At 49.7% G+C, this 13,570-nt stretch carries 10 protein-coding genes; 5 read left to right on the plus strand and 5 right to left on the minus strand.

Features of this window, described 5'->3' with window-relative positions; genetic code table 11:
- The first annotated feature begins 122 nt into the window (after window positions 1-122).
- The 3 genes from rho to nusB all read left to right on the plus strand — a co-directional run bounded on the left by rho (window position 123) and on the right by nusB (window position 2,812).
- Window positions 123-1,556 (plus strand): transcription termination factor Rho, encoded by a 1,434-nt coding sequence (gene rho, locus Pan241w_RS19170; protein ID WP_145218936.1) that lies wholly within the window; start codon window positions 123-125, stop codon window positions 1,554-1,556.
- 157 nt (window positions 1,557-1,713) lie between these two features.
- Entirely contained in the window at window positions 1,714-2,196 is a 483-nt protein-coding gene (gene ribH, locus Pan241w_RS19175) for a 6,7-dimethyl-8-ribityllumazine synthase (RefSeq protein ID WP_145218938.1), read from the plus strand.
- A 79-nt stretch (window positions 2,197-2,275) separates the two neighbouring features.
- Window positions 2,276-2,812 (plus strand): transcription antitermination factor NusB, encoded by a 537-nt coding sequence (gene nusB / locus Pan241w_RS19180; protein WP_145218941.1) that lies wholly within the window; start codon window positions 2,276-2,278, stop codon window positions 2,810-2,812.
- On the opposite strand, the gene Pan241w_RS19185 is transcribed toward nusB, so the two are convergent.
- A complete protein-coding gene (locus Pan241w_RS19185) occupies window positions 2,805-3,938 on the minus strand; it encodes an SDR family oxidoreductase (RefSeq protein WP_145218942.1) in 1,134 nt (377 codons plus the stop codon). The genes nusB and Pan241w_RS19185 overlap by 8 nt on opposite strands.
- A 254-nt stretch (window positions 3,939-4,192) precedes the next feature.
- Window positions 4,193-6,421 carry an efflux RND transporter permease subunit gene (locus Pan241w_RS19190; RefSeq protein ID WP_145218944.1) on the minus strand — a complete coding sequence of 743 codons (2,229 nt, stop codon included), beginning with the start codon at window positions 6,419-6,421 and terminating at the stop codon, window positions 4,193-4,195.
- 556 nt (window positions 6,422-6,977) lie between these two features.
- Here Pan241w_RS19190 and Pan241w_RS19195 point away from each other — a divergent pair.
- Window positions 6,978-7,328: a PilZ domain-containing protein gene (locus Pan241w_RS19195; RefSeq protein WP_145218946.1), complete on the plus strand. Its 351-nt coding sequence runs from the start codon at window positions 6,978-6,980 to the stop codon at window positions 7,326-7,328.
- Window positions 7,329-7,367: 39 nt separating this feature from the next.
- On the opposite strand, the gene Pan241w_RS19200 is transcribed toward Pan241w_RS19195, so the two are convergent.
- Together Pan241w_RS19200 and Pan241w_RS19205 are read right to left on the minus strand one after the other, a co-directional pair.
- Window positions 7,368-9,386, minus strand: coding sequence for a hypothetical protein (locus Pan241w_RS19200; RefSeq protein ID WP_145218948.1), 2,019 nt, complete (start codon window positions 9,384-9,386; stop codon window positions 7,368-7,370).
- Window positions 9,387-9,496: 110 nt separating this feature from the next.
- The gene (locus Pan241w_RS19205) at window positions 9,497-10,354 is read right to left on the minus strand and encodes a deoxyribonuclease IV (protein ID WP_145218950.1); all 858 of its coding nucleotides are present in this window, start codon (window positions 10,352-10,354) and stop codon (window positions 9,497-9,499) included.
- Window positions 10,355-10,593: 239 nt separating this feature from the next.
- Between Pan241w_RS19205 and Pan241w_RS19210 the strand changes: the two genes are divergently transcribed.
- Window positions 10,594-12,015, plus strand: a complete 1,422-nt coding sequence (locus Pan241w_RS19210) for a sulfatase (RefSeq protein WP_145218952.1) — start codon at window positions 10,594-10,596, stop codon at window positions 12,013-12,015.
- Between the two features lie 8 nt (window positions 12,016-12,023).
- Here Pan241w_RS19210 and Pan241w_RS19215 read toward each other — a convergent pair whose 3' ends face one another.
- Window positions 12,024-13,568 carry a sulfatase family protein gene (locus tag Pan241w_RS19215; RefSeq protein ID WP_198000560.1) on the minus strand — a complete coding sequence of 515 codons (1,545 nt, stop codon included), beginning with the start codon at window positions 13,566-13,568 and terminating at the stop codon, window positions 12,024-12,026.
- Window positions 13,569-13,570 lie beyond the last annotated feature (2 nt).

Consider the following 13,570-nt stretch of genomic DNA (forward strand, 5'->3'; position numbering starts at 1 on the left):
TTTCACTATATTGACAGCCTTGCCAAAGGTTAAATTCATCTTCGCGTTCAACACATCTCAATTGATTCAAGAACTCCACGCTATTTCATCTCACTATTTTTGTAATTCGGAAAGTTATCACTATGGCCAAATCCATTAAACTTCAGACTTCTGAAAATGACGGACCTGTGGCTTCAAAAAATATCGAACAGTTAACTCCCAAGCCAAAGCGGGAGAAAGTTGATTCGCGCAGTCAAAGCGAGTCGGCGATTACCAAATCTGCCGATGAACGCTACGAGAAAATTAAGCAAAGTGAGATTCATATCGCCGATCTGCAACGGTTGACGATGAAAGATCTCATGCAGTTGGCCAAAGAAGAGAACCTCACCGAGTACACGGGGCTCAAAAAACAGGATCTGATCTTCAAAATCCTGAAAGAACGCACCAAAGTCAATGGTCTGATGTTTGGTGAAGGCACGCTGGAAATACTCCCGGATGGATTTGGATTTCTACGCAGCCCCGATTATCACTATCTGCCCTGCCCGGATGATATTTATGTCTCCCCCAGCCAGATCCGTCGCTTTGGTTTACGGACCGGGGCGATCGTGGCCGGGCAGATTCGACCTCCGAAAGAAAATGAACGCTATTTCGCGTTACTTCGCGTCGAAGCCGTTAACGGCTGTGATCCCGAAATCCTGACAACCAAAGTCTTCTTTGACGATCTGACGCCGCTCCACCCGAAAGAACGTCTCCGACTTTCTTCGCCTGCCGGCAATTTAAGTACACGGATTGTGGACCTCGTGGCTCCCGTCGGAATGGGACAACGTGGTTTGATTGTTTCTCCACCGCGAGCCGGTAAAACTGTGATGTTACAGGAAATGGCAAAATGTGTCCTGGGCAGTCATCCCGGTGCTTATGTCTTTATCCTGTTGATTGATGAACGACCGGAAGAAGTCACCGATATGGAACGCCAGGTCGGTGGCGATCGTTGCGAAGTGGTCAGCAGTACGTTTGATGAACCACCAAGCCGCCACATTCAGGTTTCGGAAATGGTGATTGAAAAAGCCAAGCGGATGGTCGAATACGGCGAAGACGTGGTGATCTTCCTGGATTCCATTACCCGACTGGCACGTGCCTGGAATACGGAAGTCCCGCATTCCGGTAAGATCCTGTCTGGTGGTGTCGACGCCAACGCGCTGCAGCACCCCAAACGGTTCTTCGGTGCCGCCCGTAATGTGGAAGAAGGGGGCAGCCTGACGATTGTGGCCACAGCCCTGGTCGATACAGGCAGCCGCATGGATGAAGTGATCTTTGAAGAATTCAAAGGAACCGGTAATACCGAACTGCACCTGGATCGCAGAATGGTCGAAAAACGAATCTGGCCTGCGATTGACGTGAATAAATCCGGAACGCGACGTGAAGAACTGTTGATGGATGAAGAAGAACTCCGCAGAGTCTGGATTCTCAGACGCGTGCTTAATGATATGAACCCCGTGGATGCGATGGAGCTTCTGACAAACCGGATGCGTCGTACCAAAACCAATGAAGAATTTTTATTGAGTATGAATCTGGGCTAAACGTCTCTAAGATCTGCCCCCCGGATTCAAAAAATGCGTGAGTCATACCAAATTGATTCAGAATCGCAATCCCCGCGATTCACTCCACAGAACAATATCTGAACAACCCGCTGGTCTGTTTTTTTCCGTTTCCCATTTAGATTAAGTTACTACTTCGATGAACCATAAACTGATTGAAGGCGATTTACTGGCCCGCGATGCAAAATTTGCGATCGTTGTTTCCCGCTGGAACGAACTGATTACTCGCCGGCTGCTGGAGGGAGCTCTCGAAACAGTCCGTCGTCACGGTGGTTCGGAAGAAAATGTCTCTGTCGTTTGGGTACCCGGTTCATTCGAGCTTCCTCTGGTTGCGGATCGACTGGCTAAAAGTGGCCGGTACCAGGCCGTCTGTTGTCTGGGTGCTGTAATCCAGGGAAGTACAATGCACCACGATTATATCAATCATCAAGTGGCGGCAGGCATTATGCGGAGCAGCCAGGAAAGTGGTGTCCCCGTGCTGTTCGGAGTTCTGACCTGCGAAACCATGGAGCAGGCGCTGGATCGCGCCGGCGGAAAAGTTGGCAATAAAGGGAGTGAAGCGGTATTGGCTGCGATTGAGATGATCAATCTGTTACAATCTATTGACCAGGATCAGTCCTGATCTGCGCTGCTAAACCACAACCAGAGTTATTAAATACTCTGATTATTATATATTCTTCAACCGTGTTAGTGATGCTCTCATGTCTCTCCGAAAACAAGCGCGAACATTAGTCGTGCAAATGCTCTATCAAATTGATCTCAATCCTGATATTTCTGCAGGAGAGGTTCGTCGTATGATAGACGAACATGGTCGCAATAAAACGACCCGTGCTTTCGCCTGGCAGTTATTTTCTGGCGTGATGGAGTATAAACCGCAGCTGGATGAGCAAATTGTCCGTGTCGCTGAAAACTGGTCACTGAAACGGATGGCGGTAACGGATCGGAATATCCTCAGACTGGGTGCCTACGAATTACTCCACACCGATACGCCGTCGCCTGTCGTGATTGACGAAGCAGTGGAACTGGCGCGCGAGTTCGGCAGTGCTCAATCTTCTCAGTTTGTAAATGGGATACTCGACAAGCTGCTGCATCAACCGACGGCACCAGAACAAACAACAGAAGAACAACCTGCACCAGCGCCACCTGAAAAGCAGGAGCCGGAAGCCCCTGCCAAGGACGAAATGGCCCCCCGTGCTCCGTCTCCTTACCGCAAGTCGAAGAACCCCTGGTCTACTTAACGCCGAATCGATGTGGCGTGCGGTCATTCCAGCTGAAGTTCATATCGATGGCGGCCTGCGAGAGTCGTGTTAATAACTCACGATCAATGTGCGGGCAGGGTAAGTGCGGCGCTGCGGTCTGAGTATTGGTGCTGTCAAACACCGGATCATCGCGCCAATAAGAGTTATAAACGCGGATGTGATCATAGAACAACCGCTCTGCTTCGGTCGGATCTGTCAACTCAACACCAGCACCGGCAAAAATTGACCCGTAAAAATTACAGGTTGCTTCCAGCACGTCATGCACCAATCTGGACTGAACCGGATGCAACGGGGTCAGGTGATACGTTTTCTCATGATGCTTGGGATGTGTAATGATGTAAGACATCACAGCAGAAACCCAGTCAACGGGAATCAGATTTTTTGATTCATCACCATCGAGAGTAAAGCGAGAGTTGGCATAGAGCCGTCCCGTTTCATCGGGGGTCTGCATTTGCGTGAGCGTATGCCCCAGCTGCAAGGCGGCATAAAACCCGTGAAACGTGTTCGTGAAGCCGGTTTTCGAATCGCCAATAATAATCGCAGGCCGAAAGACCGTCAACGATTCAATATGATCGGCACTTCGCACCAGTAACTCTGCATCCAGTTTACTGCGTTCATAATCGTTGCCCGATTCCTGCCCCACATCAACGTCCGATTCCATGATTCTGCCCGTGCGTAAACCACACACATACGCAGTTGAGACATGGTCAAATTTTTTGATGTTCGCTGTTTTACAGAACTCGAGGACTTTTTTCACACCGCCCACATTGGAACGCCAGGGCTCACTCTCCTGGCTGGTGCTATAAAAAGACAGACTGGCGGCAGAGTGAATGATGCGGTCGACATTCTCTGTCGCCCATTCAAGTTGTTCCTGACTCAACCCCAGATTTTCTTCGTTGATATTCCCTTCCAGCACAACGGGCCGCGGTAATTCACGACCTAAATGGTCATCCCAGAAAGCCATGATCATATCGATGCGCTGATCAACCGTCATCCGTCGTGTAGGACGAACCAGAACAGCCAGCGGGACTCCTGCAGAAGCTAAGTCTCGAATTAAATATCGTCCCAGTAATCCTGTGGCACCTGTTATCAGATGATATCCCATTTTGAATTCCGCTGTGTTTCAATAAATAAAGTTGAGGTCGTTTGATACCTGAAATTGTTGTTCCACCACTCCCCTGAGATTGTTCGTCTGCTGCATTTTGTATCGAGGCAGAATCAGCATGGAATGGAACAAAAGGGGGATGCTGACTGAGCAGGGGAACGTCAATGATAATGAACTGGCTTCATATATCAATCAAGGGGTACCGAAAAGCCGAGAGTTTGCAAGACCAAGTGCCTGTTTCTCAGAAAAAGTCTTTATGCAACTGCTTTCTCTGACTGATCTTTCGTTCCGAGGTGATTCTGCTTGATGAAATGCGGGGCACCAGGATGCCGCCCCTCATGTAGCTCATCGCTGTCATTGTGATCAGTGGATTCACCCTCTTCTGGTTTGTGTGGTCGTAACGCCAGCAGACAGGGAAGTAGAATCAAGTCACCCACCAGGGCAGCTCCCAATAGTGAGGTCATCATATACCCGAATCGCGCGGTGGGTACAAAATTGCTCAATGTCAAAGCCAGCATGCCAGCCCCCGTAATCACAGCGGCTGTGAAAATGGGTTCTCCGGTCATCAGCAGAGAATCACGAGAGGACTGCGCTGAATTCTTAGTCAGTCGATATTGGCTCTGATAGCGTACCAGGAAATGGAAGGTCCCATCCACGGCGATGCCCAGGGCGATACTGGCCGTCATCATAATCCCGATGTCGATGGGAATCTGATACCAACCCAAAATCCCGAACACAATACAAATCGGTGTCAGGTTAGGCACCATCGCCACGAGTCCAGCCTTGATCGAACGCAGCGAAACAATCATGACCACGGTGATAATCAGAAACGCCATCGAGAAGCTTTCCCAGAATCCGATGAAGATCTGATTTTGTGCCCGTCTTAACAGGGGGGCAACACCAGTCAGAATGACATCCGGATCATCAATCATCTCAGATAGTTGATCATAAATCATATCTTGAGGAAGATCGGCACCGCTACTGATTCGGGCGGAAATTCTCCAGAGTCGTTCACCATCGGAAACAAAATCGTTCTCGCCATGAGCCGCTTGTGCATGTGATAACAGGCGCGCGGTCTCGAATGGACTTTCCGGAAACTGTTTCGGGAAAAAACTGGCCAGAGACATGGTATGCCGCACTGCGGGATGTTGTTGAATCGTTTCTTCCAGCTTACGAACCCGATCGATTTTCTGAATGAACGGAATTTCTTCCTCACCAAAATCGACGATCGCTTCAATCGAATCCAGTTCGGTCAAATTCTCCTGCACGGCACGCACATCCTGAATCACTCTGCCTTCAGCCGGCAGGAAATCGAGCGGATCAATTTTGGTCCTGAGGTTAAAGAGCCCGACTCCCGTGATCAGCACGAGGACAATCGTCGCGATGGATACACGGCCGGAATGATCAATGAGCCAGTTGGCACAGCGTTTGAAATCCCAGCGGCTTTCTCCAGCATGCACCATTTTTGGATCAATGGGCCAGATCGTTAATACCGCTGGTGTTAGTCCCAGACCAGTAATCAATGACACAAATGTTCCAATAGAGGCGGCATATCCAAACTGAACCACCGGACCAATCTCACTGACGGTCAGGGAGAAGAGTCCAATCGTCGTGGTCAGGGTTGCCAGAAAGCAGGGCTTCCAGGCTATTTTCAAAGCAGCCGTAATAGGATCTTCTTCATCGATACAGCTGACAACATAATGATGTACGTGAATCGAAATCGCGAGGGTAAAGACCATCACCATTACTGAGAGGGCACCGAGAATGAAATTCATTTCTCCGCCTCCGAGGTAGATCAAGGCAGTCGTCAGGTTGATTGCCCAGACAGTCAAACCGAGCGTCGCCAGCGTTTTTTTCCATTCCCGGAAGGAGTAATATAACAGTCCCAGACTGATCAGCAGCGTGATGATAAAGAATTTCTTATTACTTTTCTGACTGCCAAGCCGATCCAGTTCGGCAATCACAACCGGAGCTCCCGCCAGTTGAACTTCTTTGCCTGTTAGCTGATTGTATTCCAGTTTCGCACGGATGCCTTCTACTGTCCCGGCGCGATCTTTAATTCCGACATCCGACAGTAAAACGACGATACCAGCAACATTTTTTTCCGAGTTGATTAACAGGCCGTTCAACCGGTGATTGATTTCTTCTTTTTCAACCTGGAATTCATTGAGGATATTTTTAAGCCGCTCAGGAGTCCAGCATTGCCTGACCGTAGGCAATGTTTCGATTCTGCTGGCGGTGGATTCGATCAACAGGGGCTGGTCCAAACCTTGCTGTACCGCGATCAAGACGACTTCTTCCGCACCAAATTCTGCCTTGAATCGATCGTAGACGATTCGCACATCAGAATCTTTGGGTAACCAGGTTTCGATGTCGTTATTGGAAGGCAACAATTCCGCCAGAAATGTCAGAATTGGCAGCGTACAAAAGACGCCCCAGATGAGTTGCCTGCTATATTTTTTGTAAAAAGAAGAGATCATCATAAGTATTGGTAGATCAATCTGCTTTCTCTTGTTCGAGTCAGTCCAAGTTCTCTCAAAAAGAAATTCATTGAGAAAATCTCCATCAACAGACTGACACTTTGAAAGGCCGCCTGTTGAATTGTTCTTGAACTATTTAGTTTTGGAGGTATCTCCCGTTTTTTATCGGGATCACCCCAATTTGGTATCGAACCATTTTTGAGATGGACGTCATGAGGATTTTATAAACAACAAACGTTATAGCAGAATTTGCAGGAGTCTTTGGAATGATTGATACAACACGCGCCATCGAGGTGCGGATAATCGTCATAACACACAGGAATCGATCTGTTTCTGTTGTTTTGTCGGGCGTTATAACTGTTAGTGTTTAACAGTCTTCCGCGTTCGCACCACTTGAATTTGCTCTATCGGCTCTCAAACATCATCGAGACCGCACTCCGTTTGCAATTTGAAACTAAAGCCGTCCCTGCTTTATTTTTGTAGCCTATATTTCAATATCAGCTATGGATCAGAGTCCTGGCAGACTTTCGAAATGACTTCCCATTCAGGAGTAAATTCAATGGAAGAGACCCCGTGGAGCCGTCCCTCGATTGAGGATCTCAAACACGTATTGGAAAGTTTTGGAAACAGCGATGCCGTCAACGTGCGAGAAGTTGACCGCTTGGAGCTGTCTGTTCCCGCAGAGATAAAGACCTCTCGTGGAAATGTGATTGCCGCGATGACTCGAGAAATCAGTCGTCAGGGGCTGGGTATGCTGCACAAAGGCATGTTGAACCCCGGCGAAGTCACTGTCAAACTGGCCAGCGAAACACGGGAATTTGAATACCGTGTCAAAATCATGTGGTGTACGCCTTGCGACAACGGCATGTTTATCAGCGGCGGAGAATTTCTGACCAAGCCGGAAGACTAATTTGCCGGTTCAACTAAGCTGAACAAACAAATGGAATGATCAGGGCGAAGGATTGCCCCGCCTCAGCAGGATCACGATGATCATCAACAGTAACAGAATGATCACCCCGCCCACAATCAGCAACAGAGTCGTCATTCCCGACCACGCACTTCTCAGTTGAGGACGTTTTTTCTCGTCCAGATCCCATTCGATCTCATCCAGTGTTAAACTGGTTTCGGCGAGAGGACCGTTTCGATTCTCCCCGTTTAACACACGTCCATTCTCGCGCCGTTCCTGAATCTTCGACCGGAATTTTACAGGCGCCGTCTGTACCCCCTGCTTCCCTCCAGAATGGTTCAACATCGTTGCTGATTGTCCCTGAGGCTGATCGGCCTGTGATGTCAGATCCCCTGGCAACGCTGGCAATTTGGGCAGCATCAATTTCGGCCCCGGTGCTGTAGGTGATTCTGCTTTTTCCACTGCTTTGATTGGTTCTTGCGGAACGGGAACCGACTTCGGCTGAACGGATTCCTGCTGAGCGGGTTCTGGCCCACTGAGTCTGATTCGGGCCGGTGGTTCATCGGTCACTTCTTCCAATTCGAGTGAGGGAGAAGGAACGGAGTTGGTTTGAGGGGGAGCTGTTTTCTTCGGGAACGGAATCTCGAATGGCTCTTCTGCCTTCTCTTCAAATGAGGGTGGTTCCAGTCCGATTCCGCCAGACCGTTTTTTCTGTCCCCAGACGTCACGTTGCCGGGGCTGAATAGTGATCGACTGTGGTTCGTTCCCCACATTACGCGGCACAATCAGTGGCAGTTCCTCTGAGCTACCTGCTGAAGGTCGCGATTGTGTTTTTGGGGGTTCTGGTGATTGCGGCTTTGTGACAGCACGCCTTTTCAGTGGATGAACGCGTGAAGGTTGAAATTGAAAATTGTGTACCTTCTGGCCGCTATTTGTCTGCACTTTTGGCTGAGCATGCTCTACGGCTTGCACGTTTGAAGATCCCCGGGCGGGCGAAGTTTGCATCGCAGGCTTCGAACTTTTTATCTGCTGCAGTAACATCTGGGGAGACTGCTCATCGATTCCAAAAGCAACATGCCCGCGGTAGCTGGACTCCAGCGCCTGTTCTGCTAAAAACTCAGCGTATTCATAGTTCTTTTGTTTCAGTTCGCGTTTGGCACGCGCCATGACAGAATCAATCTGCAACCGCCGCATTTCCTGATTGACGTCGTCAAATGCAGGCTGCATCTGCTCTAGATCCTGCTTGAGATCTTTGCCCATTTGCGAAAGCTGAGATTGAATTTTCTGATCCTGGATCTGATCTAAAGAACGGCTGATTTCTTCGGTACGAAACGGTGTTGTCTCTACCAACTCAGATTGTGCTGCCGAAACAGCCGACTTGCTTTTCGCTTGTTTTGATTCTGCTTTTGATTCAGCAGCAGGAATCGCATTGGAAACTCGCTGAATGCCGTTTGTGATTTCCTGATTGACGGAACTTGATGCCTGTTTGATTCGGTCAATTTTCCGATGATAGGTTTCAGCGACCTTTGCAGGATATTTCTTAGCCGATTCGACCAGCGATTTAGATCGCCAGTTCTCAAGCGGTGCTTCTACCGTTTTTCTGGATGGTTTATTCAAACCTTCTGAGGCACCGCGGTCATTTATTAAAGCATTCGCTGCAATCTCAGCATGGGACAACTGTGCTTCGGTTCCCAGATCCACCTGATTTGCATTGGGGTAATATCCACTGACTTTAACTTTGGCGGCAGTTTCTTTATCTGAAGTTTTCTTTTTCGAATCAAAAAAGTTAAAGCTGGAACTGCTTTTCGAAGCAATCAGCGCGTCTTCAGACTTTTTACTGGATTGAGAAATCACCTCAGAGGGCTGGCGCAAACACCCCGCCGTGAAATAACAGCTCACAATCAACAGCAAATAAACCGTTGTCAGTTTTCGTTTTACTAGACCGGTCTTCACAACGACAAATCCTGTCATCTGCATCCAGAGGTCAAAACGGGACTTTGACTCTCTGCCTGGGTCGCGGGAAGTAACCTCAATGGGGGCTTGAGGTTCAGGAAGCATCATTCGCAGGCGCGCAACCGCACCCGACGAAATGCCTGTGATCTTTTATCGACTAGGCTGAATTGATGGCATGAGAGGGTATTTTGGATTTTGATCGTCTTTGAGAAAATAGCTTATTTCTTGCAGAGCTTGCGTAACGTTTCCATATTAATCTGATCCAGCGGGACCCCGTCTTCTTCGTCTTTCGGGGTCTCCAGATACATGGGCCGATCCTGAAATGTCGGATCATTCATCAAATGCCGAAACGGTTCCAGGCCCAGAAAGCCCCGGCCAATATTTTCGTGCCGATCTTTGCGACTGCCGAATTCGCATTTACTGTCGTTAAGATGAAAGGCACGTACCCGATCAATGCCAATCACTTCATCCAGCTCGGCCATTGTCGCTTTATATTCCGATTTTTTGATCAGGGGATAACCGGCGGCAAAGATGTGACAGGTATCAACACAGATACCCAACCGCTGCCCGTCCTGCACCTGCTGCAGAAGATAGGCCAACTGTTCAAACCGAAATCCAAGATTCGAACCCTGCCCTGCCGTCGTCTCCAGCCAGATTTGTGTGGCAAACCCTTCGGTCTGCTGATGAATGCGATCGATGGCAGCCACAATCCGATCGAGTCCTTCTTCTTCACTCGACGTCACATAACTCCCGGGATGCATGACGGCCCCTTCCAGCCCCAGTGCCTCGGCCCGTTCCAGTTCGATCACAACGGCATCGATCGACTTATTCCACAACTCGTCTTTCGGACTCGCCAGATTGATTAAATAGCTCATATGTGAGCAGGGATGTGTAATCCCCGTTGCTTCCATCCGCTCCTGAAACAGATCGACATCTTTGTCGGTGAGCGGCTTGGCGCGCCATTGATTATTATTTTTGGTAAAGATCTGTACGCAATCCATATCAAATTTAGCGGCGGTATCAACGGCTTTATAATATCCACCAGCAATCGACTGATGTGCTCCCAGTAATGGCATGTCGCAAATCCAGAAAACGAATTATTTAGATGAGTTCAGACGTCAAAAATCATTATAGGTTGTCTGCCCTGCCCCCTCCAGCCACTGCAGTGCGAAACAAAATCCCAGCGGATTGCCTTGAATTCCGTGGGAAGTTTTATAGCGAGCCGTTACAATCGATCTGTATTCTTAATTCAATTTCATCTCCCTGCTATTACAGGTTTTCGTTGCTTTCTTTTCTGATTGAAACTGGACGAATCATGCAATCCCTCAAATGGTGCTCGCTATTGCTCTCATTGTGTTTGTTTCCAAACATGCTCCAGGCAGCCGGACAACCCAACATCATTATCCTGCTGGCCGATGACCTGGGTTATGGTGAACTGGGTTGTCAGGGAAATCCGCAAATTCCGACGCCTCATATCGACTCCATCGCTGCCGACGGAATCCGCTTCACGCAAGCGTATGTCACCGCGCCCAATTGCAGCCCCTCTCGTGCCGGTCTACTGACGGGAAAGATTCCTACTCGCTTCGGTTACGAATTCAATCCCATCGGCGCGCGAAATGAAGATCCGGGAACCGGCCTGCCCCCTGCAGAACAAACGCTGGCTGAACTGCTACACGATCAAGGTTATACCACGGGGCTGATTGGTAAATGGCATCTGGGCGGAGCCGCTGATTACCATCCTTACCGGCATGGCTTCGATGAATTCTTCGGCTTCGTGCATGAAGGTCATTACTTTGTCCCGCCCCCCTATCAGGGTGTGACTACAATGCTGCGCCGCAAAACGATTCCCGGCGGTGGTAAAGGACGCTGGATGAGTGACAACCTGATTTACTCCTCTCATATGGGACATGATGAACCCGACTATGATGCCAACAATCCGATCATTCGAGGCGGGCAGCCGGTTGAAGAAACCGCATACCTGACCGATGCATTCACGCGCGAAGCGGTCAGCTTTATTGACCGTCATCAGGACAAACCGTTCTTTCTTTATCTGGCCTATAATGCGGTGCACAGTCCCCTGCAAGGTAAACAGGAAGACATGCAGCGTTTTAAAGATATCGAAGACGTGCACCGTCGTATTTTTGCGGCGATGCTGGCTTCGCTGGATGACAGCGTGGGAAAGATCCTGAATCAGGTCCACAAGTCAAAGCTCGACCAGAAAACGCTGATCATTTTTCTCAGTGATAACGGCGGCCCCACACGAGAACTTACTTCGAGTAATCTCCCCCTGCGTGGTGGAAAAGGCTCCATGTATGAGGGAGGCTTGCGGATTCCCTTTATGATGCGCTGGACGGGTACTTTGAAACCAAAGCAGACATTTTCTCATCCGATCAGCAGCATGGACATCTTCAGCACTTCAGCCTTGCTGGCTGGCGCAGAGGCGCCTGCAAATTTGGATGGTCGCGATCTGATGCCTTATCTGTTGAAACAGAAAACAGGCGCACCGCATGAGGAACTGTTCTGGCGACAAGGAAACAGAGCCGCTCTCAGAAAAGGGGACTGGAAAATCGTGAATCATCGCAGACATCGAAAAGAACCGGTCTGGGAACTGTTCAACATCGCCGAGGATCTGTCCGAAGAACAGAACCTCGCTTCACAGCAGGCAGAGAAGTTGAACGAGTTGAAAGCGCGCTGGAAAGAACTCAACGCACAAATGAAACCGGCGATTTTTCAATAACAGATCGTTTAGTCTTGCCGTGACACGTCTGCACCGGGTCGACTGCTGCCCTGCTTGATGATGCGGGCAAGCTGTTGCTTCAGTCGCTTTGTAACCGCGGGATGCTCTGCAGAAACGTCTGTTTTCTCCGCAGGATCGTTTACCAGATTAAAGAGTTGGTACTGTGGCACTTTCTTATTTGCCAACTGTTGCTCAACGACGACGTTGCGGGCCGTCTTTTTGTCGTAGCGGTGCAGTTTCCATTCGCTGACCCGCAAAGCATAGGTGCCATTATTTCCGTTATTCTGTTGTACGAGGTGATCACGGCCCTGCGCCTTGTCTTTACCTAGCAGGGCATCCAGCACATTGAAACTGTCCCGGCAACTGTTTTGGGGAAGCGTCTGTTTTGTGAGAGCAGCCAGGCTGGCTGGCATATCGATAGTACAGACAAGTTCATCGCTCACCCCGGGCTGGATGTGGCCTTTCCAGCGGGTAATGAAGGGTGTTCGCGTTCCCCCTTCGTAGACGCTGTATTTGCCGCCGGAATAGGGACCGGCAGCGCGATGCTTGCCGATTTTTTCCAGTGCGCCGTCCTTGTAACCGTCGTCGAGCACCGGACCATTGTCGGAGCAGAACACGACCAGCGTGTTGTCCGCCAGTTTCAATCGATCGAGAGTTTTCATCAGCTCACCTACGCACCAGTCAAGCTGCACGATGGAATCGCCGCGAAATCCGAGTGATGTCTTTCCCTGAAACCGTTCGTGAGGCATGCGGGGGACATGAATATCGTGTGAAGAGAAAAACAGAAAAAACGGTTTGTCTTTGTTCTGCTCAATAAACTCATTGGATTTCTCAACCCACTTATCGGCCAGATCTTCATCGCGGAATCGCGCTGCATGCCCTCCTGTATAAAAACCGATACGGCTGATGCCGTTGTGAATGGTGGAATTATGACCGTGTGACCAGTCCATTTTCAGAGTATCACGGTGAGTCAATCCTGTGGGATGATCGGGGCTTGGTTTTTTGTTTCCTACCCATAACGGATCGGCGGGATCGAGATTGAGCACCCGATGGTCCTGCACATAAACCTGTGGTACACGATCGTTGGTGGTCGGCAGCAGGAAGCAGGTATCGAAGCCGATTTCCATCGGCCCGGGTTTTAACTGTCCATTCCAATCCGGGCCCCCTTGTCCGCCCAGTCCCAGGTGCCATTTTCCGATGACCGCCGTCGTATAACCGGCGCGATTCAGAATGGAGGCAACCGTTTCCGTACCCGGCTTGATAATGGCCGGTGCATTCGGTGGTGCGATTCCCGTCCGTTCGCCGCGAAAGGCATAAGTGCCCGTCAGCAGTGAGTAGCGCGTTGGCGTGCAGGTCGAAGCTGAACAATAGCCGTTGGTGAATCGCAGGCCCTCGGCAGCCAACTGATCGATGTGCGGCGTTTTGAGTTCCGTGGCACCGTAACAGGAAACATCACCGTAGCCCAGGTCATCGGCCATGATCACGATGACATTCGGCGTTTCAGCAAACGTTTGTCGGTTAACCAGTCCCAGTAGCGTAATCAGGAACAGCATCA

The organism is Gimesia alba (genome assembly GCF_007744675.1).
GTDB classification, from domain to species: domain Bacteria; phylum Planctomycetota; class Planctomycetia; order Planctomycetales; family Planctomycetaceae; genus Gimesia; species Gimesia alba.

Coding starts and splice junctions, on each gene's coding strand:
- rho (WP_145218936.1), top strand. CDS start 123: ATGGCCAAATCCATTAAACTTCAGACTTCTGAAAATGACGGACCTGTG.
- ribH (WP_145218938.1), top strand. CDS start 1,714: ATGAACCATAAACTGATTGAAGGCGATTTACTGGCCCGCGATGCAAAA.
- nusB (WP_145218941.1), top strand. CDS start 2,276: ATGTCTCTCCGAAAACAAGCGCGAACATTAGTCGTGCAAATGCTCTAT.
- Pan241w_RS19185 (WP_145218942.1), bottom strand. CDS start 3,938: ATGGGATATCATCTGATAACAGGTGCCACAGGATTACTGGGACGATAT.
- Pan241w_RS19190 (WP_145218944.1), bottom strand. CDS start 6,421: ATGATGATCTCTTCTTTTTACAAAAAATATAGCAGGCAACTCATCTGG.
- Pan241w_RS19195 (WP_145218946.1), top strand. CDS start 6,978: ATGGAAGAGACCCCGTGGAGCCGTCCCTCGATTGAGGATCTCAAACAC.
- Pan241w_RS19200 (WP_145218948.1), bottom strand. CDS start 9,386: ATGATGCTTCCTGAACCTCAAGCCCCCATTGAGGTTACTTCCCGCGAC.
- Pan241w_RS19205 (WP_145218950.1), bottom strand. CDS start 10,354: ATGCCATTACTGGGAGCACATCAGTCGATTGCTGGTGGATATTATAAA.
- Pan241w_RS19210 (WP_145218952.1), top strand. CDS start 10,594: ATGCAATCCCTCAAATGGTGCTCGCTATTGCTCTCATTGTGTTTGTTT.
- Pan241w_RS19215 (WP_198000560.1), bottom strand. CDS start 13,568: ATGCTGTTCCTGATTACGCTACTGGGACTGGTTAACCGACAAACGTTT.